Origin of the sequence: Paracoccus onchidii, from assembly GCF_028294535.1 — a bacterium.
In the GTDB taxonomy this organism is placed as follows: domain Bacteria; phylum Pseudomonadota; class Alphaproteobacteria; order Rhodobacterales; family Rhodobacteraceae; genus Paracoccus; species Paracoccus onchidii.
The window spans coordinates 106,141-129,443 of the sequence record NZ_JAQBIE010000004.1; the positions used below are offsets into that span (position 1 = coordinate 106,141).

Here is a 23,303-nt window from a genome sequence, read left to right on the forward strand (position 1 = left end):
TCAGCACTTGGAACGCACATCGTCGAGTTACGCCGAAAAGGTTAGGAATTTCTTTGCGCCATTTCTCTCGGTCCACGATAGTTCTGCTTTTGTCATGCAGCTTATGGGTGTCCGGTTGCGCCACGCAGCCGGAAATGCAGGACGGTATTCTGGTCAATGACCCATATGAGCCGGAAAACCGGCGCATGCATGAATTCAACAAATCTCTGGATGCCAAGCTGAGCGGCGTCACCCCGGACGCGGCGTCCCATGATCAGCCAACGCGCGATACGGCCCGGATGCAGCCCATGGATCTGGTGATCAACATGGGGTCCAATCTGTCATTGCCGGGCAAGGTGGTGAACAACCTTCTGCAAGGACGCCCCGGTCCCGCAGCCGGGAACTTGTCGCGCTTTGTCGTGAACTCGACAGTCGGAATTGCCGGCATGTTCGATCCTGCCGGGCGCGGGATGGGCCTGAATGAGACCGATACCGATTTTGGTGAAACGCTGGCGGTCTGGGGCGTCCCCGAAGGTGCCTATCTGGAACTGCCGGTTCTGGGGCCGTCGACCCAGCGCGACAGTGCAGGCAAGGTGATCGATCTGGTGCTGGACCCGCTGGTCTATGTGCTGACCCCATCCCAGATCGCGGTTGAATACGGGCTGAGGATCGGCGCGAAGGCCGGCGATCGGGCGCGTTTCAGCGATTCGGTAGACAGCGTATTGCGCGACAGTGCGGATAGCTATGCGCAGGCGCGGCTGATATACCTGATGCATCGCCGCCATGATGTCGGAGAAAAGGGAGCCGATTTTGACCCGTATGACGACCCCTATGCCGAAGCCGGAGCGGATGCCGGTTTCATCGACCCCTATGGAAATTGATCGCCGTCGATTGTTGGCGCTTGGAGGGGCGGCCGCGTTTGCGCTGACGGCTGGTCCGGTCAGTGCAATGACGGCATCCTCTGCGCAGGGCCTGATCCAGAGCGCGGTGGACGATGTGTTCAAGGTGATCAATTCCGGTCAGTCGCCGGCGCGTATGTATCAGCAATTCGAGGCGGTTTTCGCACGTTATGCCGATGTGAACATCATTGCGCGCAGTGTGCTCGGCCCCCCCGCCCGCCAGATCGGAGACGCGGAATTCGCGGCCTATAGATCTGCGTTTCAGGGCTATATCGGACGAAAATACGGCAAGCGTTTTCGCGAATTCATCGGATCGCAGATCGAAGTCGAGGGCGCCCATCCCTTGAAAAGCTACTATGCGGTCGATGCGGTCGCCTATCTGAACGGCCGTGCGCCGATGGATATTGAATGGCATGTCTCGGACAAGTCCGGGCAGGTGCGCTTTTTCAATCTGATCATCGAGGGTGTGAACATGCTGGCCAGCGAGCGCGCGGAAATGGCCGCGATGCTGTCACGCCGCAAGGGCGATGTCGCAGCCCTGACCGAAGATCTGAAAAGGGCCGGCTAGGCCGGCCCATCTTTCGCAACGCCTTTCAAGGGCGGCTTCAGTTGCCGCCCAGAATCCCGTTGAGGGCGCGGCTCAGCGCATCATCCGAACTGGCAGAGTTGCTGTTCCCCGGCGTCTGGGGGGCACCCCCCTGTATTTCGGTCGGAGCAGTGATCACGCGTCCGCCCTGTTGTTGGCCGCGTTGCTGGTTCTGCACGCCGTTCATGACGCCCGCCAGCGCTGCTGCAAGCGGATCGTCAGCCGAGCCAGAGGTCACGACCTGGGGGGTGCCGTCGCCACTGGACATGATGATGCCGCTGCCATCGGGGGATACCGTGGAAAGTGGAAGAATCGGCAGCCCTTCGTGAATCTCGGTCATGACGGCCTGCCAGATTTCGGCCGGAAGGCCGCCGCCGGTCACCCCGGTCAATGGCGTGTTATCATCATAACCCATCCAGACGCCGACCACATATTGCTCGGTAAAGCCGACAAACCACGCATCGCGATAGCTGCTGGTGGTGCCGGTCTTGCCCGCCGCGGGGCGATCGCCCAGTTTCGCACGCCCGCCGGTGCCGCTGCTGATGACCTGTTGCATCATATATATCAGCTGCCCTGCGGCGCGCTGGCTGATGACCCGTTCGCCAAGGCCGCCCAGCTGCCCCATCAGCGGCTGGTCATCGCCGCGGATGTTCAGCTCGATCAGGCCATATGGCGCAACCGAGGTCCCGCCATTGCGGATACCCGCATAGGCGCCGGTCAGTTCCAGCAGCGTTGCCTCGGATGCGCCGAGGCCAAGCGAAGGGCTGGTCGTCAGATTGCTGACGATGCCGAAATCATGCGCGACGTTGCGCACGGCATCGCGCCCCACCGCTTCTTGCAGGCGAATCGTTGCGGTGTTCAGCGAACGTTTCAGCGCATCCGTCAGGGTGACCGGCCCATAAAAACGGCGTGTATAGTTTTGCGGCGACCATGACTGGCTGCCCGGTATCCGAATCGTCAGAGGTCCGTCCTGAACGATGTCATTGGGCTGATAGCCGGCTTCCAGCGCGGCGGCATAGACGAATGGCTTGAAGCTGGAACCGGTCTGCCGTTTGGCCTGAACCGCGCGGTTGAAGGCACCGTTCACCGTTGTGTCGCGGCCCCCGATCATGGCGCGCACAGCGCCGTCGGCGGACATCACGACAACCGCCGCCTGAGCCTCGCTGCCTTCTTTGACCTTTTCGTCAAAGATATTCTTCATGGCGCGTTCGGCCGCGCGTTGGATGCGTTGGTCGAAAGTGGTCTTGATCGTCACATCCTCGGTGGTTTCGCTGGTCAGGAAACCGGGCCCGGATTCCATGACCCAATCCGCGAAATAACCGCCCGCCCGCGCCGAAGCCGCCTGTGAAAGAACCGCCGGGCTGGCCTTGGCGGATTCGAATTCCTGATCGGATAGGTAATCCTGTTCATGCATCAGGCCCAGAATGACATTTGCGCGGTCCTGACTGCGTTGCAGGTTGGCGGTGGGGGCGAAATAGCTGGGTGCTTTCAGAAGGCCGGCCAGCATTGCCGCCTCTGCGGGGCGGACATCCGTGGCAGGCTTGTTGAAATACCGCTGGCTGGCGGCCTCGAAGCCGCGTGCGCCCGCGCCCAGATAGGAGCGGTTCATATAGATGTTGAGGATGTCGTCCTTGGAGTATTTCGCTTCGAGAGCAAAGGCAAAGGGCACTTCCTTGACCTTGCGCCAGATGCTGCCGACCCGGCAATCGGCCTCGAATTCGGCTTCGTTCTTCCAGCGAATCGGGTCGAAGGTGTCGCCAAGGCACAGAAGCTTGGCGACCTGCTGGGTAATGGTAGAGCCGCCATTGCCTTCCAGCGGGCCTCGTCCTTCGGCCAGGTTGATCTTGATGGCGCCGGCAATGCCGCGCGGGCTGACACCGAAATGGCGATAGAACCGGCGATCTTCGGTTGCGATCACGGCTTCGCGCAGCACCGGGGCGATCTTGTCGCTGGTTACGGTGCCAAAGGTTTCGCCGCGCCAGGCAAAGACACGCCCGTCGCGATCCAGCATGGTGACGGACCCGCGCGCGCGCGCGTCAAACAGATCTTCCGGCTCGGGGAGGCCGCTGTAATAATATGCGCTTGCGGCACCAAGGATCAGGGCAAACACCATGCCCAGCCGCCAGACCGAGCCCCAGATCACGCGCCAGACCAATGATACGGTTCCGACAATCGCGCGCACAACGACATTGCCGCGACGCTGCTTGCGTGTTTTATGACGCTTGACGCCCGATCCCTTGGCGGTTTCGGCCGGTTTGCTCTGCTTGCGCTTTTCGGCAACGGGGCTGCGGCCCGTGCGCTTCGGGGTGCCGGTGGGTCGTTTCATTCCTAGGGTGCCTGCGTCTCTGCCGGGCCGGTTTCATCGGCCAAATTGACGCTTACCTTACAGCAAGAATCAGCCTGAGGGAATTGGCCTGACCAATCCGTGATCCAACATAGGCGGTGTTACGTATATGCGGGTGGTTGTCGTGGCACTGCCCATGTCGCGGGCGGGTTGCCTTGAAATGAATCGCAAAGCGATACGATTCTGCCCGAGATGGCCGCAAATCGACCCATTTCAGTCCAAAAAACAGGCAAATCCGGTTTCCGCGCCGCAGCATGGCGGCGTCAGCTTGTGCAAATGCGGGTGAACTGTGGATCAAGGCCATAGTTGCGGCCCGGCTCGCGGTCGCCTTTAGCAGAAGACAGGCGAGGACTGATGAAACAGATTTTCCCCGGATTGATCGCGGCAATGGCGCTAGGTGCGCTGCCGGTCGCCGCGCAGGAGGCCGCCGCAACGCCCGAAGCCGCCGTCGCGGTCGAGGCCGTCAGCGCAGACGTGGTCTATATCTTTAATACGCTGCTGTTCCTGATCGGCGGCTTCCTGGTCATGTGGATGGCCGCAGGCTTTGCGATGCTGGAAGCAGGGCTGGTGCGTTCCAAGAACGTGACGACGCAATTGTTCAAGAACATTTCCCTCTTTGCGATCGCGGGCATTATGTATTGGCTGATCGGGTATAACCTCATGTATCCCGGCGAATGGACGATGCCAGGCGTTCTGGGCGAGCTGTTCAGCCCGAAAGGTCTTGACCCCGTTGGCGCGGGCGTGGTCGATGACGGTTACTCGGCCGGTTCGGATTTCTTCTTTCAGCTGATGTTCTGTGCGACCACGGCATCGATCGTGTCGGGCACGCTGGCCGAACGTATCAAGTTGTGGCCATTCATGATCTTCACTGTCGTGCTGACCGGGATCATCTATCCGATCGAGGCCAGCTGGCAATGGGGCGGCGGCTTCCTGAGCGAAATGGGTTTCTCGGACTTTGCCGGTTCTACCCTGGTGCACGCGGCCGGCGGCTTTGCGGCACTGGCGGGGGCTATCGTGCTGGGTGCGCGTTATGGCAAGTTCCGCTCTGACGGTCGGATGCAACCGATGCCGGGCTCGAATCTTGCGCTGGCGACGCTTGGCACGTTCATCCTGTGGCTGGGCTGGTTCGGGTTCAACGGAGCATCGCAGCTTGCGATCGGATCGGTCAATGATGCCGCGGATGTCAGCCGGATCTTCGTCAACACCAATATGGCTGCTTCGGCCGGTGCGGTTGCCGCAGTGATCACCACGCAGCTGATGTTTGGCAAAATCGACCTGACGATGGTCCTGAACGGTGCACTGGCAGGCCTGGTGTCGATCACGGCCGAGCCGCTGACACCTTCGATCTTTGCAGCCGTGCTGATCGGCGGCGTGGGTGGTGCCATTGCGGTGGTTGTCGTGCCGATGCTGGACAAGCTGAAGATCGACGATGTTGTCGGCGCCATTCCGGTTCACCTGGTTGCAGGTATCTGGGGCACGCTGATCGTACCGGCGACGAACCCCGACACCAGCTATGTCACCCAGGCGATCGGGGTAATTGCAATCGGTGCGTTTGTCTTCATCGTCAGCTTCGCAATCTGGACCATCCTGAAGATGACCATGGGTATCCGTGTGGATCGCGAGGCCGAGATCACCGGGTTGGACATCTCGGAGATGGGCATGGAAGCATATCCGGACTTCGTTCAGGCGAAATAACCGGATCACGGGTCTCTTCCCGGAGAGGGCGGGCCGCATCAGCGGCCCGCTTTTTGTTGTAGGGACCGGTCAGCACATGATTTCCATACTGCCAAAAAAACGCCCCGCGATTGCGGGGCGGGCGATGAAATTTTCAGGTGATCTGGGTCGCTGACCGGTCCGGTGAAAGCTCAGGCGACGCGGCTGACGACGAAATCGGCCAGATCGTTCAACATCTCGCGGATGGGGTGGGCGGGCAGGACCTGCAAGGCTGATTTCGCAGTGCCGGCCCATTTCAGGGCGTCGTTGCGCGCGTCTTGCATTGCGCCATGACGCGCCAACAGCGACAGGGCTTGTTCCAGATCGCCGTCTCGTTGGTCGCCCTTTTCGATCGTGCGTGTCCAGAAGGCGCGTTCTTCCGCATTTGCGCGTGCGATGGCCTTGATGACCGGCAAGGTCAGTTTACGTTCCCGGAAATCGTCACCGACATTCTTGCCGATGGTTTGGGTCGCGCCGCCATAATCCAGCAGGTCATCGACGATCTGGAACGCGATTCCCAGGGCATCGCCATAGTCAAACAGGGCCTTGACCTGATCGGCCGGCGCTGCGGCGACAACGCCCCCAACTTCGGTCGCAGCCGAAAACAGCGCCGCTGTCTTGCCGCGCACGACCTGCAGGTAGACATCTTCATCGGTGCGCAGATCCTGCGCGGCGCTGAGTTGCAGCACCTCGCCTTCGGCAATGGTCGCGCTGGCGTTTGCCAGGATTTCAAGCGCACGCATGTTGTCGGGTTCGACCATCAGCTGGAAGCTGCGGGCAAACAGATAGTCACCAACAAGGACCGAGGATTTGTTGTCCCACAACAGGTTGGCTGTCGGACGTCCGCGCCTTTGGCTGCTTTCGTCGACGACATCATCATGCAGCAGCGTTGCCGTGTGGATGAATTCGACCGATGCAGCGAAATGTATGTGATACGGGCCGTCATAACCCAGCAGCTTGGCCGCGGCCAGGGTCAGCATCGGGCGCAGGCGCTTGCCGCCCGCCTCGATCAGATGCGCTGTCACCTCGGGGATGCGCGGGGCATGCCTGCTGGACATGCGTTGGCGGATCAGCGCGTTCACCGCGTCCATTTCTGGTGCCAGTGCCGCCGAAAGCTGATCAAGCGGCTTCTGGACGTTTTCGTTCACACCCATGTCCACACCCTGTGTTTGGGACAACCCATTGCCACGGCATCGACAATTTCGCAACCGCCCCTTACGTTTTTGACGATGAAAGAAGTATTGCGCAGCACCGATCCCGTCCGGTTATCCCGCGTGCTCGACCTGTTGGAGGCCGAGGGCATAGCCGCGTTTGAAATGGACCAGCATATGAGCGTTCTGGAAGGATCCATCGGCATTCTGCCACGCAGGGTGATGGTTGCCGATCGTGACGCATTCATGGCGCGCGCAATCCTGCGGGATGCGGGCCTGGATGACTGAGCTTCGCGAAGACGGTTTTCTGGGTGGGCGTTTGCGCATTGCTCAGCCCGTGCGGGGCTATCGGTCGGGTGCCGATGCCGTAATGCTTGCGGCGGCCTGCCCGGCGGTTGCGGGGCAATCGGTGCTTGAGCTGGGTTGTGGTGCCGGCGTGGCCAGCCTGTGCCTTGGATGGCGGGTTCCGGGCTTGCGTCTGGTCGGCTTGGAGCAGCAAGCGGATTTTGCCGCACTGGCCCGCAACAATGCCCGCACGAACGAGATCGGGCTAGAGGTGATCACCGGCGATCTCGAGCGCCCGCCATCGGGGTTGAGATCGCAGAGCTTTGATCAGGTCATCGCGAATCCGCCTTACTTCCTGTCTGGCACGCCCGCGCCGCAGCAAGGGCGTGCCGTGGCGCGTCAGGAACGCACGTCACTATCGGCCTGGATCGATGCAGGCCTGCGAAGATTGCGCCCGGGCGGCGGCTTCACGCTTATTCAGCGCGCAGATCGCCTTGATGATGTTCTGGCTGGTTTCCGGGGGCGTGCAGGCGCGATTTCGGTGCTGCCGGTGGCGTCCCGCATGGGGCGCGATGCCGGACGTGTTCTGGTGATGGCCCAAAAAGGTGCGCGAACCCCGCTGCGATTGCTGGCGCCCCTTATCATGCACGCAGCGCCCATGCATGATGGCGATCGCGAGGATTTGACGACCGCCGCCCGCGACATTCTGCGCGAGGGCAAGCCGATCACGTGGGTGTTTACGAAAGTCTCGTGACAGAATCGAAAACCTGTGGTGCAATGCCCTTGTTCGACACAACCACAGAGGAGGGCGCGATGTCGGTTGCTTCCCATGTTGAGGAGCTTCGCAAAAAGCACCGGACGCTATCGGATGCCGTTGAAAAGGCACAGAAAACACCCAGTTCCAGTGACCTTGAAATATCCCAGATGAAACGCGAGAAGCTTCGCCTCAAGGAAGAAATTTCCCGATTGTCCAATTGACATCCGGCGAAACGTGTCAGGATCATGAAAAAGGCCCGCGCTGATCGCGCGGGCCTTTGCATTGTCAGGGCAGGGGGCACTAGGAAAAGAACTGACCGCCATTCGCGCTGATGGTCGAACCTGTGATGAAGCCCGCATCCTCCGCTGACAGGAAAACAACCGTGCGGGCGATTTCTTCGGGCTCACCCAGGCGTCCGACCGGAATCTGGGGAATAATGCGCTCATTCAGCACTTTCTCGTCGATGGCGCGCACCATTTCAGTGCCGATATAGCCCGGTGCAATCGCGTTGACGGTGATGCCTGCACGTGCGCCTTCTTGCGCCAGCGCGCGGGTGAAGCCGATGTCACCCGCCTTGGCGGCGGAATAGTTCGCCTGTCCCGCCTGACCTTTCTGCCCGTTGACCGAGCTGATATTGATCACGCGACCAAACTTGCGCTCACGCATGCCGGGCCAGACCGAATGGGTCATGTTGAACAGACCTGTCAGGTTCGTGTCGATGACTTCTTTCCACTGCTGTGGTGACATCTTGTGGAACATGGCGTCCCGCGTGATTCCGGCATTGTTGACCAACACCGCGACCGGCCCCAGATCTTCCTCGACCTGTTTGATGCCGGCTGCGCAGGCATCATAGTCTGCGACTGACCATTTATAGGTCTTGATGCCGGTCTCATCGGTGAATGCCTTGGCTGCGTCATCATTGCCGGCATAATTGGCTGCGACGGTATAACCCGCTGCTTGCAGCGCCTTCGAGATTGCAGCGCCGATTCCGCGCGAACCTCCGGTTACCAGAGCGACTTTTGCCATGGGACCACCTTCCTTTTCATCACAACTTGCCGAAACATTGCTAGAGAAACTGCATCCGTCGCGCAACATAATTGCGCGACGGATCTTGTGGTTTAGCGTTCAAGGCACATGGCGACGCCCATGCCGCCACCGATGCAAAGCGTCGCAAGGCCCTTTTTCGCGTCACGCCGCTGCATTTCAAACAGCAGCGTGTTCAGGATACGGCACCCCGAGGCACCGATTGGGTGGCCAATCGCGATCGCACCGCCATTGACGTTCACGATTGCCGGATCCCAGCCCATGTCCTTGTTCACGGCACAGGCCTGCGCGGCAAAGGCTTCGTTCGCTTCGACCAGATCAAGGTCGCCAACGCTCCAGCCGGCCTTTTCCAATGCCTTGCGGCTGGCAGGGATGGGGCCGGTGCCCATGATCGACGGATCAAGACCTGCGGTCGCATGCGACGCGATGCGCGCCAGCGGAGTCAATCCGCGCCGCGCAGCCTCTTCTTCGGTCATGACCATGACGGCAGCGGCGCCATCATTCAGGCCCGATGCATTGGCTGCCGTAACCGACCCGTCCTTGGCAAAGGCAGGGCGCAGTTTCTGCATGGCGTCCAAGGTTGCGCCGTGGCGGATATATTCATCCTTGTCGACAATCGTGTCGCCCTTGCGACCCTTGACCGTGTAGGCCACGATTTCATCGTCGAAGCGGCCTTCCTTCTGTGCGGCTTCGGCCTTGTTTTGCGAGGCGACGGCGAATTCATCCTGCTGATCGCGGCTGATCGACCACTGCTCGGCAACGTTTTCCGCAGTCTGGCCCATGTGATAATTGTTGAACGCGTCCCACAAACCGTCGCGGATCATGGTGTCGATCATTTTCATGTCACCCATTTTCTGCCCCGCCCGCAGATAGGCGGCATGGGTGGCCAGCGACATGCTTTCCTGTCCGCCGGCCAGCACGATCTGCGCATCGCCCAATGCGACCTGCTGTGCGGCCAGCGCCACGGCGCGCAGACCCGATCCGCAAACCTGGTTCAGCAGCCATGCGGCCGATTCCTTGGGCAGGCCAGCGTTGATATGTGCCTGGCGGGCCGGGTTCTGGCCCTGTGCTGCGGTCAGCACCTGCCCCAGAATGGTTTCGCTGATCTCGGCCGGATCGACCCCGGCGCGCGCGACAACCTCTTTCAGCACGGCGGCTCCCAGGTCATGGGCGGGCACGTTTGCAAAGGATCCGAGGAAACTTCCGACCGGTGTACGGGCAGCGGAAACGATTACGGCATTTGTCATGGAGGGGCTCCTTCCCATCGGCGCCGGTTGTCCGGCGAATCGCGGTTAGGATGCGGGTTCGTGCCGTGAGGTCAAGCCAAGCCGCACGCCTTTGTTGGTGAATTCAGGGGATGACACCCATTTGACCCGCGAAGGCAAACCGTGACCTATGATGTCATGTCCAGCGGTCATTGACAGCCCGGATCTGCATCTTGGGGCTGGGTCATCAACGCTGCGCCGCTGATGGTGGGGTCTTCCACGGCGGCGCGATCGTGGGGGCCCCGAAATAGTACCCCTGAAGGCAGTCGATGCCATTATCGATCAGAAAGCTTGCGTCATCCGCAGTTTCCACGGATTCCGCAACCGTGAACATGTCGAAGTGATGGGCGATCGACATCAGGGCGCGTGTCAGGACCTGATTGTCGGGATGTTCGGCGATTTCACGAATGAACTGGCCGTCAATCTTGATCATGTCGAAGCAGAAATCGCGCAGGTATCGAAACGACGTATAGCCCGCGCCGAAATCGTCCAGTGCCAAGGCAATGCCATAACCCTGAATTTCACGCATGAAGCTGCGGACCTGGTCTGGCAACCCCATCGCCGAGCTTTCGGTGATTTCCAGAATCAATCGTTCGCCAATGCAGGGATCTTCGCTTAGTCCCTGACGCAAGGTCTTGCTCCAGTCCGGGTAGCCTATGGATCGGGCAGACATGTTGATGGACAGACGCAGGGACCGATCTTCCGCCAGAGCGCGCAGCCCAAGTGAAAGCGAGAGGCAATCGATTTGGCGGCCGAGTTCCGTCGTTTCAGCTGCCGGCATGAAATCCTTGAGCGGAACGATCCGCCCCGAATCATCAATGATTCGAATCAGGCCTTCATAAAAGGCGGCCTGATGGGTGCGCTGCGCCTGAACGATGGGCTGGAACGCAAGAACCCCGTTTCCCCTTTCGACCGCCGCACGAACCGCGGGCATTGTTATGCGGCTTTGCTGGTCCATTGCGAAATCCAGCGGAGAACCTTTTGGTGGGATGCCGTCGTTCACGTCGGGCCTCATCTTCGATACAAGTCTTTGTGCACTGTGACGAAGATTGCCTAATTTCCGATGAACGTGCAGGAAAAACTGGACACAAGGTTAATGCGACATGACACGATGCAGCTGGTGCGGTACCGATCCGCTATATGTAGAGTATCACGATACCGAATGGGGCGTGCCGGAATATGATGCGCGCGCGCTTTGGGAAAAGCTGGTTCTCGACGGGTTCCAGGCGGGGCTGAGCTGGATCACGATCCTGCGCAAGCGCGATGCCTTTCGCGAGGAATTTGACGGCTTTGATCCCGAAAGGGTCGCGGCCTGGGATGACGCCCGAATCGAGGTCGCATTGCAAAACCCCGGCATCATTCGCCATCGCGGCAAGATTGCTGCCACCGTAAGGGGCGCACGTCACTTCCTCGAGGTGGAACAGGACGAAGGCTTTGCGCCGTGGCTGTGGTCGTTTGTCGGCGGGACGCCGCGACAGAACCGGTTTGGCAGCATGGCCGAGGTTCCGACCGATACGCCTGAATCTGTCGCGATGTCCAAGGCATTGAAAAAACGGGATTTCAGTTTCTGCGGGCCGGTCATCACCTATGCGTTCATGCAGGCGACCGGGATGGTCAACGACCACCTGACCGGCTGTCCGCGACATGCCGAGGTCAGTCGGCTGTCAACTGGCGGATAACCTCTTTTGCCGGTTCGCTGGCCCAGTCCGCATCACCCAGAAGGCGGGCGACCTCTTGCCCGTCGCGATCGATCAGGATCGTGACGGGCAGACCTGCAACACCCATCTGGCGCGCAAGTTTTTGCTTGGGGTCCAGCAGCACGGGCAAATTCGAGACGCCGGTTTCCTCGAAGAACTTGTCGATCTTTTCGGGGGCATTGCGCCCGGTTGCGATCGGGACGACCTGAAAATCCTCGCCGCCCAATTCGGCCTGCAATTCTTCCAGCGATGGCATCTCTTCGCGGCAGGGCGCGCACCATGTTGCCCAGAAATTCAACAGGACCACCTTGCCCTTGTAGTCGGCCAGGCGATGTTCGCCCCCGTCGGGGTCGGTGAAGGTTGTGTCCGGCACTGCCGGGGCATCATCTGCGGGCACAAGCTTGGCCAGACCTGCCGATTGGGCGGCCTGCCAATCGACCTCAGCCGCAAAGGCGGTGTTTGCACCGATAACCAGCGCCGTATAAAGCAGGGCAGAACGCAGCATTTGACCTCCGAAGGACCTTAGAATGACTGACCGGCCCCAAACCAAGGATGCCGCCAACTCGATGTGGGGCGGACGTTTTGCCGCCGGACCCGATGCGATCATGGAGGCGATCAATGCCTCGATCGGGTTTGACCAGCGACTCTACGCCCAGGATATCCGGGGGAGCCGGGCCCATGCCGCCATGCTGGCCGCACAAGGCATCATCAGCGATAGCGATGCCGACGCCATCGCGAAAGGCCTTCTCACGGTCTTGTCAGAGATCGAGGCCGGAGATTTCCCGTTCAAGACCGCGCTGGAAGACATTCACATGAATGTCGAGGCGCGGCTGAAGGAGATCATCGGCGAACCGGCCGGCCGCCTGCATACGGGCCGGTCGCGCAACGATCAGGTCGCGACCGATTTCCGGCTGTGGGTGCGCGATCAGTGCGACGCCGCGATTGCGGGCCTGCAGGCGCTGATCGGTGCCGCGCTGGGTCAGGCCGAAAGCGGCGCCGATTGGGTCATGCCGGGCTTTACCCATCTGCAGACCGCGCAGCCCGTCACCTGGGGCCATCACATGATGGCCTATGTCGAGATGTTCGGCCGCGATCTGTCGCGCTTTCAGGATGCACGCCGGCGGATGAACGAATCGCCCCTTGGCGCGGCGGCGCTGGCCGGGACCGGCTATCCGATCGACCGTCACGCCACGGCCAGGGCGCTGGATTTCGACCGCCCGATGGCCAACAGCCTGGATGCCGTCAGCGACCGAGACTTTGCGCTGGAGTTCCTGTCGGCGGCCAGCATCTGCGCGGTGCATCTGTCGCGCCTGGCGGAAGAACTGGTGATCTGGTCCTCGGCCCAGTTCCGTTTCGTCTCGATGTCGGACAAGTGGTCGACCGGGTCCTCGATCATGCCGCAGAAGCGCAACCCCGACGCGGCCGAGCTGATCCGTGCCAAGATCGGCCGGATTCTGGGCGCGACGGTGGCGCTGTTCACGGTGATGAAGGGTCTGCCCTTGGCCTATTCCAAGGATATGCAGGAAGACAAGGAACAGGTCTTTGACGCCGCCGACAACCTGATGCTGGCGCTGGCGGCGATGGGCGGGATGCTGTCGGATCTGACCGCGAACCGCGAAAACCTTCAGGCGGCGGCCTCGGCCGGGTTCTCGACCGCGACCGATCTGGCCGACTGGCTGGTCCGCGAGGCCGGTCTGCCCTTCCGCGACGCCCATCACGTCACCGGCACGCTGGTCGCCATGGCCGAGGACAGGGGCTGCGATCTGCCCGATCTGACGCTGGCCGACATGCAGTCGGTCAATGCCGCGATCACGGATGATGTGTTCAACGTGCTGGGTGTGCATAACTCGGTCGCGTCGCGGCAAAGCTATGGCGGCACCGCGCCCGATCAGGTGCGCGCGCAGATCGCCCGCTGGAAAGAGGTGCTGGCATGAAACGTCTTGCAGTGATTGCAATTCTGACCCTGACCGCGTGCGGGGTCGACGGGCCGCCCGAACGCCCTGCGCCCAAGGCTGAACAAAGCACCGGCGTGACGATTTCAGGTGATGCGCGCTTTGGCGTCATGACGGAACTGTAGATGGATCACTTTCTGTATCGCGACGGCATATTGCATGCCGAGAACGTGCCCCTGACGCGGATTGCCGCCCAAGTCGGAACGCCGGTCTATGTCTATTCCGCGGCGACATTGACGCGCCATTTCAATCTGTTCCGGCAGGCGCTGGACTGGACCGACCATCTGGTATGCTTTGCGGTCAAGGCGAATTCCAACCTCGCCGTGCTGAAGCTGATGGGGGATCTGGGCGCGGGCATGGATGTCGTGTCCGGCGGTGAATATCTGCGTGCCAAGGCCGCAGGCGTGCCCGGGGACCGGATCGTATTTTCGGGCGTCGGCAAGACTGTGCAGGAAATGCGGCTGGCCATCGAGGGCGGCATCCGACAGTTCAACATCGAATCAGAGCCCGAGATGCGGGCCTTGTCGACGGTCGCTTCCGCGATGGGAGCCGAGGTTCCCGTGGCGATTCGCGTGAATCCCGATGTCGATGCCAAGACCCACGAAAAGATCGCAACCGGCAAGTCGGACAACAAGTTCGGCATCCCGATTTCCAAGGCGCGTCAGGTCTATGCCGAGGCGGCGGCGCTGCCCGGGCTGAAGGTCGTGGGGGTCGACGTGCATATCGGCAGCCAGCTGACCGATCTGGACCCTTACCGCGCGGCTTATGCCAAGGTCGCGGATCTGACCCGCGCCCTCAGGGCAGATGGGCATGACATTACCCGGCTGGATCTGGGCGGCGGGCTGGGCATCCCCTATCGCCGCGACAATAACGCCCCGCCTCTGCCCATCGAATATGGACAGGTCGTGCGGGATACGGTCGGTGATCTGGGTTGCGAAATCGAGATCGAGCCGGGGCGAAATATCGTTGGAAATGCCGGGATCCTGCTGTCTCAGGTAATCTATCTGAAACAGGGCGAAGGTCGCGATTTCCTGATTGTCGATGCGGCGATGAATGACCTGCTGCGTCCGGCAATGTATGGGGCGCATCATGATATCGTGTCTGTTTGCGAACCCGATCTGGGCGCGGCCATGCACAAGGTCGATGTTGTCGGGCCGATTTGCGAATCGGGTGACACCTTCCAGAAGGCGGTGGAATTGCCGCCCTTGCGGGCCGATGACCTGATCGCCTTTCGTTCCGCAGGGGCCTATGGGGCAGTGATGTCCTCGGAATACAACTCGCGGCCGCTGGTGCCTGAGGTGTTGGTCAGCGGGGATCAATTCGCCGTCATCCGTGCAAGACCGTCATTTGAGGAAATGCTTGCGCGCGATACCATCCCTGAATGGCTTTGAGGCGGCGCGGAAAAGACGACAGGAAAAAGCGGCGCAGCGCGCGGCCGTTGGGAAAGCCCCATGAATTTGTGGATATTCCCGGCGCGGCACATGCGGTGCGCCTGACACGTTGGGCAATGGTCTGGGAACGGGTTGCCATTGCCTTCTGGCCGCTGGCGGCCTTGCTGGCGGTCTGCTTCGCGGTTTTTTCGCTTGGCCTTGTGACCGCGTTGCCCGCCGCTGTTTTGCCTTGGGCGGCGGGTGGTCTTTTGTTGTCAGTGGTGGTTGCGGCGGTCTGGGGGGGCTTTCGATATCGGCCGACCGACATGGCCGAGGCCACCCGGCGTGTCGATCAGGGCCTGACCGGACGTCCCTTGGCGGCGCTGACGGACCGTGCGGCAATCGGGGGCGAAGGGCCGTTGTGGCAGGCGCATCTGGCGCAGATGCGAGAACGGGCGGCCCTGGCGCGGGCTGTCTCGCCGAATGCCGAATTGGCGCGGCGCGATCCCTTTGGCCTGCGTCTGGTCGCGGCGCTGGCATTGGCAATGGCTTTGATCTTTGGCGGCGTTTCGCATGTCGGGCAGGGTTTGCAGGCCGTTGCGGCGACAATGGCGCGTCCGCAAGCAAATGGCACCGACATTGCCAATGGTCCCAGCTGGGAAGGCTGGGCCCAGCCGCCGGCCTATACCCGCCGGCCGACGATCTATCTGAATGCGCTGGCGGAAAGCGAAACATTGGAGTTGCCCAAGGGCAGTTCGGTTTCCTTTCGTCTGTATGACGAGGGTCGGACCATGACACAGACTATCGGGCCGCTGACCGCAGAAGACGCACAGGCTCCTGAGATCCGCGCCGAGGAGTCAGGATTTATCGACCTGCCCGGACGCCGTTTCGAGGTCGAAGTGCTGCCGGATCTGGCACCTGTCGTTGTCAGCACCGCTGATCCGACCCGCCGTGCGGATGGGCGATTGGTGCAGCCATTCGAAATGCTGGACGATCACGGCGTGGATTCAGGGCAGGCCCGGATTTCACTGGATCTGGCATCGGTGGATCGGCGGTTCGGTTTGCGGATCGCCCCGGAACCACGCGATGATGTATTGCTGGAACTGCCAATGCCACGAGGTGGTGACAGGCGCGAATTTTCGGGCCAGCTGGTCGAGGATCTGTCGCGCCATCCTTGGGCGAATCTGCCGGTGAATATCTCGCTTCGGGCCGAGGATGGCATTGGCCAGACCGGGCAGTCCGAGGCTGTTCGCACGGATCTGCCCGGGCGTCGCTTTTTCGAACCTCGCGCGGCGGCCCTGATCGAAATGCGTCGCGATCTGCTGTGGTCGCGACAGAATGCCGGGCGCAGCGCCGAGATTTTGCGGGCGATCACCTGGCGCCCCGAGGGGTTTATCGATCAGCAGCTGTATTCACAGCTGCGCGGCGCAGTGGGCATGATGGAGGATGACAGCTTTTCGCGGGATGAGCGTGACGCTCTGGCCGAAGCCTTGTGGCAGGCTGCTGTGCTGCTGGAGGACGGGGGGCTGGCCGACGCCCTGGCGGCCATGAAGCAGGCTCAGGAAAAACTGTCCGAAGCCATTCGCAACGGTGCCAATCCCGACGAGGTTCAGCGATTGATGGATGAGCTGCGTGCGGCCACCGATGCCTATACGCAGATGCTGGCAGAGCAGGGCCAAGAGGATCCGGCAGAGCGATTTACCCGCAATCAGCAGCAACAGCAGATTAGCGGCGATCAGATTCAGCAGATGATGGACGAAATCCAGCGTCTTATGAACGAAGGGCGCATGGCCGAGGCCCAGCAGTTGCTGGAACAGTTCAACCGGATGATGGAGAATTTGCAGGTCACGCAGGGTGGTGGCGATGGCCAGCAGAATGGCGAGGGCAATCAGTCGATGAACCAGCTTGCCGATACGCTGCGCGACCAGCAACAGCTGTCGGATGAGGCTTTCCGCGACATGCAACGCCAGTTCGGTCAGGGGCAGTTCCAGGAACCATCGGAAAACGCCGATGATCTGGCACGGCAACAACGCGAGCTGCGCGAAGAACTGGGCCAGCAGCGTGGTTTGCTGCCGGGGCAGGGATCGCAACAGGGCGATTCTGCGGGGCAAAGCCTGGACGAAGCCGGGCGCGCTATGGAAGATGCCGAACAAGCCCTGCGTGAAGGCAATACAAGCGAAGCCTTGCAACGTCAGGCCGATGCCATTCAGGCCATGCGCGACGGCATGCGGTCGCTGGCCGATATGCTGGGCGCGCGCGAGGAAGGGCCCGAGGCGCAGGGTCAGGAACGCGCAGGGCAGGATCAGCAACAAGGTCAGCCGGGCGAGGGTGCGCAATCTGCCCAGCAGGGCAGCACACGCACGGGTCGCGCCTTGTTGGATCCCTTGGGCCGGCAGACGGGCGGCAACGGCACGCAGATCACCACTGGCGATCCCTTGGCCGAGGGCGAAGATCCGGCACGGCGCGCGCGCGACCTGTTAGAGGAAATCAGGCGGCGCAGTGGCGAACGCGATCGCCCCAGCGACGAACGTGCTTATCTGGAAAGGCTGCTGGACAGATTCTGACCCGGATCAGTTCGCAAGGCCGCCAAGTGTCGCGCGCAGCCATTGGCGGCCATGATCGACCCATTCGCGATAATCGTTCAGCGCCGCGCCAAAAGATCCTGCATCTGCCAGTCCGGGTGCCAGAAGATATAGCGCAAGGCCAGCAAAAGCGAACATCGCTGCCAGACCGAAACCAACGGAATAGCCGCTGTTCGACGCGACGGGCGCTTGCTGATCGAACACGGTGGGTTGGCTTGGTTGTACTGCTTCGACAGGTGCCGCGGCAGGTTGCGGGGTCGTGACCATTGCCCGTGCCGCTCCGGCGACGGGCAGGGTGGGGTTGATCTCGACGGAATGCGGCGCGACCGGCACCGTTGTTGGACGGGCGGATTCCGGCAGGTCAAAGCCCGCATCGCCGGCGCGTCCCAGCCGTTTGGGCGGGTGTTGAGGCGTCACGATGGTCGTGGCTGGCCAATCATTCTCGACCGGTCGGATCGGTGTCGGCGTCACGCCTGTTGGCGCGGGCTTCGGGCTGCCGAACAGTTCGTCTTCGGCCATACGGGCGCGGCGTTCATGTTCCACTTCGTCGCGCAGGATGCTTAGCACCGATTCCGGCAGCCTGCGTTTTGCGGGAAGCAAGGCCGGGGTGCCATCGGCGGGCTTTGTCGCCGGTTCCGCCGTCGGGCGGGGCGCTTGTTCGGCCAGAGGCGGGGCAGGTTGGGGCGGTTTCGCGCGATCGGTCTGTTGATAGGCACCGGGCACGAACCAGATGTGCCCGCATGCGGTGCACTCGACTTCGCGACCTCCGTCGGGAATGGCATCTGGCGGAATGCGGTATTCCGCCGCACAACCCGGACAGATCAAACTTATTTCAACCATGCCGACCCTCGCATTCATCTTTCGCCTGTTCTATCAAGCGCGCACACGGCTTCCAAGCGGCCGATGCAAAACCCGAAAAGAAGGGGGTGTGGCTTGATCGAAATGCAGGATGTCGGCTTTGGCTATCACGGCGGAGCCGAGCTTTTGTCGAATGTGACGCTCAGCCTGCAGCCGGGGATGTTTCATTTCCTGACCGGGCCCTCCGGTTCGGGCAAAACCACGCTGTTGCGTCTGCTTTACGCGGATCTACTGCCCAGCTCGGGGCGCATTCAGGCGTTTGGCCATGACCTGGCGGATATGGGGCGCGATGATATCGCAACCCTTCGTCGCAGGGTTGGGGTCGTGCATCAGGACACACAGTTCCTGGACCATCTGCCGGTTGCCGAAAACGTTGCATTGCCGTTGAATATTGCCGGCCAGCATGTCGACATGGATGCTTTGCGGGATCTGTTGGGTTGGGTCCAACTGTCACAGCAGGCTCGCGCCTTGCCCCCCGAGCTGTCGGGCGGCGAACGCCAGCGCGCCGCGCTTGCGCGGGCGGTGATTCTGTCGCCAGACTTGATCCTGGCGGATGAGCCGACCGGAAATCTGGATTGGGACATGTCCATGCGGCTGATGCAATTGCTGATCGAGTTGAACAAATCCGGCAAGGCGGTGATGGTCGCGACGCATGACCTGAACCTGATCCGGGCGACCAAGGCGCAGGTTGCGGCGCGGGTTCTGAGAATTGCGGGCAAATCCCTTCAATCGGCGGGGGCAGATCTGTGAAGCGGGCTGATTTTCGGGGACTCAACCTGCGGGCGTTGTGGCGGGGGTTGTTGCGGGGCGATGGCGGCGCCGGTGATCGGATTGTCCCGCCGACGGGTTTCACCGCCCAGCTGACCTTGTTTTCCGCCGGGGCGATGGCCTTTCTGGCGGTGTTCGCCCTTGCGCTTGCCCTTGCGACGGGACGATTGGCCGACCGGTGGTCCAATCAGTTGGCTCAGTCCGTAACGGTCCGTGTCAGTGCGCCCCTGGCGCAGCAAGAGGCGCAGACCCAGACCGTGTTGCAGATCCTGCGCACCACACCGGGCGCCGGTCAGCCCCGGCTGTTGCCCGATGACGAGGTGGCCGAGTTGCTGGCACCCTGGTTCGGACCGGAGATGCCCGTGGATGCGCTGCCGGTTCCGGCACTGATTGATCTGCCGATTGCGGATTCCGATTTCGATTCCGACGGTTTGCGCTTGCGCCTTGAGGCCGAGGCACCGGGCGCGGTGCTGGACGATCACACGCAATGGCGACGCCCGCTGGTGTCTGCGGCAACGCGACTGAAGCTTCTTGGGGTGGTCTCGTTGCTGTTGATCGCCGCGACCTCCGGGGCAATGATCGTGCTGGCCGCAAAGGCCGCCCTTGCCGCCAATGGTCAGGTTATTCGCGTCATGCGGCTGATCGGTGCGCGTGATCTGACCATCGCGACGGCCTTTGTCCGTCGCTTTACGCATCGCGCCGCCATCGGTGCGGGTGGCGGCACATTGCTGGGAATGGCGGCGGTTGCGTTGCTGCCCGACATGCAGGCGGCGGGGGGCTTTCTGACTGGCCTTGGGTTTCAGGGCTGGGATTGGCTGTTGCCCCTGCTGATTCCCGTGGTTGCCGCCGCAGTCGGGTTTTTCGCGACGCGTTGGGCCGCGCTGAGAATGCTGAGGTCGGTCAGATGAGCAATCGTTCCAACCGGCAAACGCCGGGGTCGCTGGGGCCGTGGCAGTATTTCCAGAACATTCTGTATTACCTGAATTGCGCGATCGCCACGCTGGTCATCGGCATTGTCGGCCTGCCACTGGTCGCTTTGCGTGGCCGCAGGGCTGCCAATTCCGTGGCGACCTTCTGGATCGGGTATATGCTTTGGGCGGCGCGGGTGCATCTGGGCGTCACCTGCGAGGTGCGCGGAACACCCCCGACACAGGATTGTATCATTGCGGCCAAACATCAGTGTTTTCTTGATATTCTGGTCATCGCCCACGCGGTGCCGCGGCGTGCCTTTATCATGAAGAAAGAGGTCATGCGCGTTCCCGTCATGGGATGGTATGCCTATAAGGTCGGCTGTATCCCGATAGACCGTGCGCGTGGGCGCGATGCCCTGCGCGCGATTTCCGATCAGGTGCAGCAGCGCCGCGAAACGCCGGAAGGTCTGGGGCAATTGATCATCTATCCGGAAGGAACGCGGTCACGCCCGGGCGAGAAGTTGCCCTATAAACATGGCGTGGGCACGCTGCGGGCCGCGACGGCGCTGCCTGTGGTTCCGGTCGCGGTGAATGCCGGGTTGTTCTGGCCGCGCAAGGGCTGGGGCGTCAGGCCCGGGCGCGCGATTGTCGAGTTCCTGCCGCCGGTCGACAGCACAATGCCGACGCGTCAGTTCATGGCCCATCTGCAGGACGAGATCGAAACGAATTCGGATCGTTTGATGGCCGAGGCGGGCTTTCCCGCCCAGACGAACTAAGGGGCCGTCCGGTATCGGATCGACCCCTTAGTTCCAAGGCCGCGATTGCGCGGCCCGGAAAGTGGCTGGCGCAATCACGCCAGTGATTTCGAACCCATTGCCAGGAACTTCTTGCGCCGATCCTTGATCAGATCGGTGGGCGACATGCCTTTCAGTTCCTTCAGCATCTTGGAAATTTCTTCGCCGACAGCCTTGACCACCTGTTGCGGGTCACGCTGTGCGCCACCAAGCGGTTCTGGAATGATACGGTCGATCACATCCAGCTTTTTCAGATCTTGCGCGGTCAGGCGCAGGGCTTCTGCAGCTTCGCGCATACGTTCGGAATCACGCCACAGGATCGAGGCACAGCCCTCGGGCGAAATCACCGAATAGATCGAATGTTCCAGCATCGCGATGCGATTGGCGGTCGCAAAGGCGACGGCCCCGCCAGAGCCACCTTCGCCGATGATCACGGTCACCAGCGGCACGCCGATTTCAAGGCATTTCTGCGTGCATCGGGCGATCGCCTCGGACTGTCCGCGTTCTTCGGCACCCTTGCCGGGATAGGCCCCTTGCGTATCGACAAGCATGATGACCGGCAGGCCAAAGCGATGGGCCATATCCATCAGGCGAATGGCCTTGCGATAGCCTTCGGGGCGGGCCATGCCGAAATTGTGCAGAAGCCGCGATTTGGTGTCATGCCCCTTTTCATGGCCGATCACAACGCAGGGCATGTCGTTCAGACGTGCAAGGCCACCCATGACGGCATGATCGTCGCCAAAGGCCCGATCGCCGGCCAGGGGCGTATATTCGCTGAACAGTTCCTTGATATATTCGCGGCAATGCGGGCGGTCGGGATGGCGCGCCACCTGCGTTTTGCGCCACGGATTAAGATTCTTGTACAGCTCTTGCAGCAGATCGCCGGCCTTTTTGTCCAGGGCTGCCGCTTCTTTTTCGACATCGACTGCATCTTCGGATTTGCGGGCCATGGCACGCAGTTCCTCGGCTTTGCCTTCAATATCGGCGAGCGGTTTTTCGAAATCCAAATAGACCATGCGCGGGATGCTCCGGGGGCTGTTCGCGTTGCGCCCCTATATGATGATGTGTGCGCCGGATTGCAACGAGACGTGACATCCCGGCGCGTTCTCTTATTGCAGATCGGAAAACGCCGATTTCAGCCTTGCGACCGCCTCGATCACGTTGCTGCGTTGTGTTGCGATGTTGAATCGCAGGAAGCTGTCACCCCCTTCGCCAAAACTTGGGCCGTGATTGGCGGCGATCCGCGCGCCTTGTTCGACGCGGGCGGTAAATTCGGCGCGTGACATGCCCGTGCCCGAAAAATCGACCCAAGACAGATATGTGGCCTGAAGCGGAATGGATCGCAGCCCCGGAATCGCGGCGATCCCGTCATCAAACAGGCGTCGGTTTTCATCCAGATAGGACATAAGCGCGTCCACCCAGACCGCGCCTTCGGGCGAATAGGCGGCAGTGACCATGTCCAATCCGAACAAACCGGGTGAAATCGCCGCTGCCATCAAGGATGCCTTATAGCGCTGGCGCAGGTCTTCATCGGCGATAATGGCGTTCCCGATATGGGTGCCCGCGATATTGAAGGTCTTGGTCGTGGCGGTCAGCGTCACAAGGCGGTCGCTGATTTCGGGAACCAGCTCGGCGATCATGCGGTGCTTGTGTCCGGGGTAAACCAGATCGCAGTGAATATCGTCGGACACCAGGATCAGGTCGTGCCGCGTGCAGAAATCGGCGACCTCGCGCAGCTCCTCGGGTGTCCAGACACGTCCGCCCGGATTATGCGGTGAACAAAGGATCATGATCCGTTCGTTTCCGGTCAGCATCATTTCCCAACGCGACCAGTCCATCACATAGCGATCGGCCTGCAAGGCCAATGGCAATTCAACCAGTTCGCGCCCCGCAGCCCGGATCACCCGGCCAAAGGCATGGTAGACGGGGCTCATCACGATCACGCCATCGCCGCGCTGGCTATAGGCGTCCAGCGCCATCGCCACGGCATTGACCAGACCCGCGGTGGTCATGATCCATCCGGTATCGATCTCCCAGCCGTGGCGGTTTTTCATCCACCAGCGAATCGAATCAAGATAGGGGGCATGCGCGCCGGGATAGCCATAGATCCCATGTGCCGCGGTTGCCTCGACCGCGCGCTGAACCACCTCCGGGGGGCGAAAATCCATATCGGCGATCCACATCGCAAGGCCGCCATCTGCCGCAGAAACGCCAAAAGCGGCCTCCATATCGTCCCATTTCGCGCAACGCGTGCCGACACGGTCGATCTTTTCATCGAAATCGGGATTGGTCATGGCCCCTCGCATGTTTTCAGCTTTGGGTCTTGCATACGCGGGTTGTTGCGTAAG

Annotated in this window: 22 protein-coding genes and 1 pseudogene; 14 read left to right on the forward strand and 9 right to left on the reverse strand. The window is 61.3% G+C overall.

What is annotated here, in order from left to right; all coding sequences use genetic code 11:
* The first annotated feature begins 107 nt into the window (after positions 1 to 107).
* Together PAF17_RS04485 and PAF17_RS04490 are read left to right on the forward strand one after the other, a co-directional pair.
* Positions 108 to 860, forward strand: coding sequence for an MlaA family lipoprotein (locus PAF17_RS04485; protein ID WP_271887884.1), 753 nt, complete (start codon positions 108 to 110; stop codon positions 858 to 860).
* Positions 850 to 1,446, forward strand: coding sequence for an MlaC/ttg2D family ABC transporter substrate-binding protein (locus tag PAF17_RS04490; protein ID WP_271887885.1), 597 nt, complete (start codon positions 850 to 852; stop codon positions 1,444 to 1,446). Before PAF17_RS04485 ends, PAF17_RS04490 begins: the two co-directional genes overlap by 11 nt.
* Before the next feature lie 37 nt (positions 1,447 to 1,483).
* Here PAF17_RS04490 and PAF17_RS04495 read toward each other — a convergent pair whose 3' ends face one another.
* Positions 1,484 to 3,790: a transglycosylase domain-containing protein gene (locus tag PAF17_RS04495; RefSeq protein WP_271887886.1), complete on the reverse strand. Its 2,307-nt coding sequence runs from the start codon at positions 3,788 to 3,790 to the stop codon at positions 1,484 to 1,486.
* A gap of 372 nt (positions 3,791 to 4,162) precedes the next feature.
* On the opposite strand from PAF17_RS04495, the gene amt reads away from it, so the two are divergent.
* Entirely contained in the window at positions 4,163 to 5,503 is a 1,341-nt protein-coding gene (amt, locus tag PAF17_RS04500) for an ammonium transporter (RefSeq protein ID WP_271887887.1), read from the forward strand.
* 170 nt (positions 5,504 to 5,673) lie between these two features.
* On the opposite strand, the gene PAF17_RS04505 is transcribed toward amt, so the two are convergent.
* Positions 5,674 to 6,675 carry a polyprenyl synthetase family protein gene (locus PAF17_RS04505; protein WP_271887888.1) on the reverse strand — a complete coding sequence of 334 codons (1,002 nt, stop codon included), beginning with the start codon at positions 6,673 to 6,675 and terminating at the stop codon, positions 5,674 to 5,676.
* 75 nt (positions 6,676 to 6,750) lie between these two features.
* Between PAF17_RS04505 and PAF17_RS04510 the strand changes: the two genes are divergently transcribed.
* The 3 genes from PAF17_RS04510 to PAF17_RS04520 are packed head-to-tail and all read left to right on the forward strand — an operon-like array spanning position 6,751 to position 7,935.
* Complete coding sequence (locus PAF17_RS04510; RefSeq protein ID WP_271887889.1) at positions 6,751 to 6,960, forward strand: putative signal transducing protein; 210 nt, start codon at positions 6,751 to 6,753, stop codon at positions 6,958 to 6,960.
* The gene (locus PAF17_RS04515; RefSeq protein ID WP_271887890.1) at positions 6,953 to 7,711 is read left to right on the forward strand and encodes a tRNA1(Val) (adenine(37)-N6)-methyltransferase; all 759 of its coding nucleotides are present in this window, start codon (positions 6,953 to 6,955) and stop codon (positions 7,709 to 7,711) included. The genes PAF17_RS04510 and PAF17_RS04515 overlap by 8 nt, the downstream gene beginning before the upstream one ends.
* A gap of 59 nt (positions 7,712 to 7,770) precedes the next feature.
* A complete protein-coding gene (locus PAF17_RS04520) occupies positions 7,771 to 7,935 on the forward strand; it encodes a YdcH family protein (protein WP_271887891.1) in 165 nt (54 codons plus the stop codon).
* A 79-nt stretch (positions 7,936 to 8,014) separates the two neighbouring features.
* Here PAF17_RS04520 and phbB read toward each other — a convergent pair whose 3' ends face one another.
* The 3 genes from phbB to PAF17_RS04535 all read right to left on the reverse strand — a co-directional run bounded on the left by phbB (position 8,015) and on the right by PAF17_RS04535 (position 11,038).
* A complete protein-coding gene (phbB, locus tag PAF17_RS04525) occupies positions 8,015 to 8,740 on the reverse strand; it encodes an acetoacetyl-CoA reductase (protein ID WP_271887892.1) in 726 nt (241 codons plus the stop codon).
* A 92-nt stretch (positions 8,741 to 8,832) separates the two neighbouring features.
* Positions 8,833 to 10,005 carry an acetyl-CoA C-acetyltransferase gene (locus tag PAF17_RS04530; RefSeq protein ID WP_271887893.1) on the reverse strand — a complete coding sequence of 391 codons (1,173 nt, stop codon included), beginning with the start codon at positions 10,003 to 10,005 and terminating at the stop codon, positions 8,833 to 8,835.
* A 205-nt stretch (positions 10,006 to 10,210) separates the two neighbouring features.
* The gene (locus tag PAF17_RS04535; protein ID WP_271887894.1) at positions 10,211 to 11,038 is read right to left on the reverse strand and encodes an EAL domain-containing protein; all 828 of its coding nucleotides are present in this window, start codon (positions 11,036 to 11,038) and stop codon (positions 10,211 to 10,213) included.
* Positions 11,039 to 11,126: 88 nt separating this feature from the next.
* Here PAF17_RS04535 and PAF17_RS04540 point away from each other — a divergent pair, with 88 nt between their 5' ends.
* Positions 11,127 to 11,702 carry a DNA-3-methyladenine glycosylase I gene (locus tag PAF17_RS04540; protein WP_271887895.1) on the forward strand — a complete coding sequence of 192 codons (576 nt, stop codon included), beginning with the start codon at positions 11,127 to 11,129 and terminating at the stop codon, positions 11,700 to 11,702.
* A gap of 67 nt (positions 11,703 to 11,769) precedes the next feature.
* On the opposite strand, the pseudogene PAF17_RS04545 reads toward PAF17_RS04540, so the two are convergent.
* A pseudogene (locus tag PAF17_RS04545) lies at positions 11,770 to 12,327 on the reverse strand (TlpA disulfide reductase family protein); the annotation flags it as partial.
* On the opposite strand from PAF17_RS04545, the gene argH reads away from it, so the two are divergent.
* From argH to PAF17_RS04565, 4 genes are read left to right on the forward strand one after another with little or no spacing between them, the layout of a single operon-like run.
* Positions 12,248 to 13,654 (forward strand): argininosuccinate lyase, encoded by a 1,407-nt coding sequence (gene argH, locus PAF17_RS04550; RefSeq protein WP_271887897.1) that lies wholly within the window; start codon positions 12,248 to 12,250, stop codon positions 13,652 to 13,654. The pseudogene PAF17_RS04545 and the gene argH overlap by 80 nt on opposite strands.
* Positions 13,651 to 13,797: a hypothetical protein gene (locus PAF17_RS04555; protein ID WP_271887898.1), complete on the forward strand. Its 147-nt coding sequence runs from the start codon at positions 13,651 to 13,653 to the stop codon at positions 13,795 to 13,797. The genes argH and PAF17_RS04555 overlap by 4 nt, the downstream gene beginning before the upstream one ends.
* Complete coding sequence (gene lysA, locus PAF17_RS04560; RefSeq protein WP_271887899.1) at positions 13,798 to 15,063, forward strand: diaminopimelate decarboxylase; 1,266 nt, start codon at positions 13,798 to 13,800, stop codon at positions 15,061 to 15,063.
* A gap of 47 nt (positions 15,064 to 15,110) precedes the next feature.
* The gene (locus tag PAF17_RS04565) at positions 15,111 to 17,606 is read left to right on the forward strand and encodes a DUF4175 domain-containing protein (RefSeq protein WP_271887900.1); all 2,496 of its coding nucleotides are present in this window, start codon (positions 15,111 to 15,113) and stop codon (positions 17,604 to 17,606) included.
* 6 nt (positions 17,607 to 17,612) lie between these two features.
* On the opposite strand, the gene PAF17_RS04570 is transcribed toward PAF17_RS04565, so the two are convergent.
* Positions 17,613 to 18,464, reverse strand: coding sequence for a zinc-ribbon domain-containing protein (locus tag PAF17_RS04570; RefSeq protein ID WP_271887901.1), 852 nt, complete (start codon positions 18,462 to 18,464; stop codon positions 17,613 to 17,615).
* 93 nt (positions 18,465 to 18,557) lie between these two features.
* Between PAF17_RS04570 and PAF17_RS04575 the strand changes: the two genes are divergently transcribed.
* From PAF17_RS04575 to PAF17_RS04585, 3 genes are read left to right on the forward strand one after another with little or no spacing between them, the layout of a single operon-like run.
* Positions 18,558 to 19,232, forward strand: coding sequence for a cell division ATP-binding protein FtsE (locus PAF17_RS04575; protein ID WP_271887902.1), 675 nt, complete (start codon positions 18,558 to 18,560; stop codon positions 19,230 to 19,232).
* The gene (locus tag PAF17_RS04580) at positions 19,229 to 20,158 is read left to right on the forward strand and encodes a cell division protein FtsX (protein WP_271887903.1); all 930 of its coding nucleotides are present in this window, start codon (positions 19,229 to 19,231) and stop codon (positions 20,156 to 20,158) included. The genes PAF17_RS04575 and PAF17_RS04580 overlap by 4 nt, the downstream gene beginning before the upstream one ends.
* Positions 20,155 to 20,937, forward strand: coding sequence for a lysophospholipid acyltransferase family protein (locus PAF17_RS04585; RefSeq protein ID WP_271887904.1), 783 nt, complete (start codon positions 20,155 to 20,157; stop codon positions 20,935 to 20,937). The genes PAF17_RS04580 and PAF17_RS04585 overlap by 4 nt, the downstream gene beginning before the upstream one ends.
* A gap of 74 nt (positions 20,938 to 21,011) precedes the next feature.
* Here PAF17_RS04585 and PAF17_RS04590 read toward each other — a convergent pair whose 3' ends face one another.
* Together PAF17_RS04590 and PAF17_RS04595 are read right to left on the reverse strand one after the other, a co-directional pair.
* The gene (locus PAF17_RS04590; RefSeq protein WP_271887905.1) at positions 21,012 to 21,971 is read right to left on the reverse strand and encodes an acetyl-CoA carboxylase carboxyltransferase subunit alpha; all 960 of its coding nucleotides are present in this window, start codon (positions 21,969 to 21,971) and stop codon (positions 21,012 to 21,014) included.
* Positions 21,972 to 22,064: 93 nt separating this feature from the next.
* Positions 22,065 to 23,249, reverse strand: a complete 1,185-nt coding sequence (locus PAF17_RS04595) for a MalY/PatB family protein (protein ID WP_271887906.1) — start codon at positions 23,247 to 23,249, stop codon at positions 22,065 to 22,067.
* Positions 23,250 to 23,303: the final 54 nt, after the last annotated feature.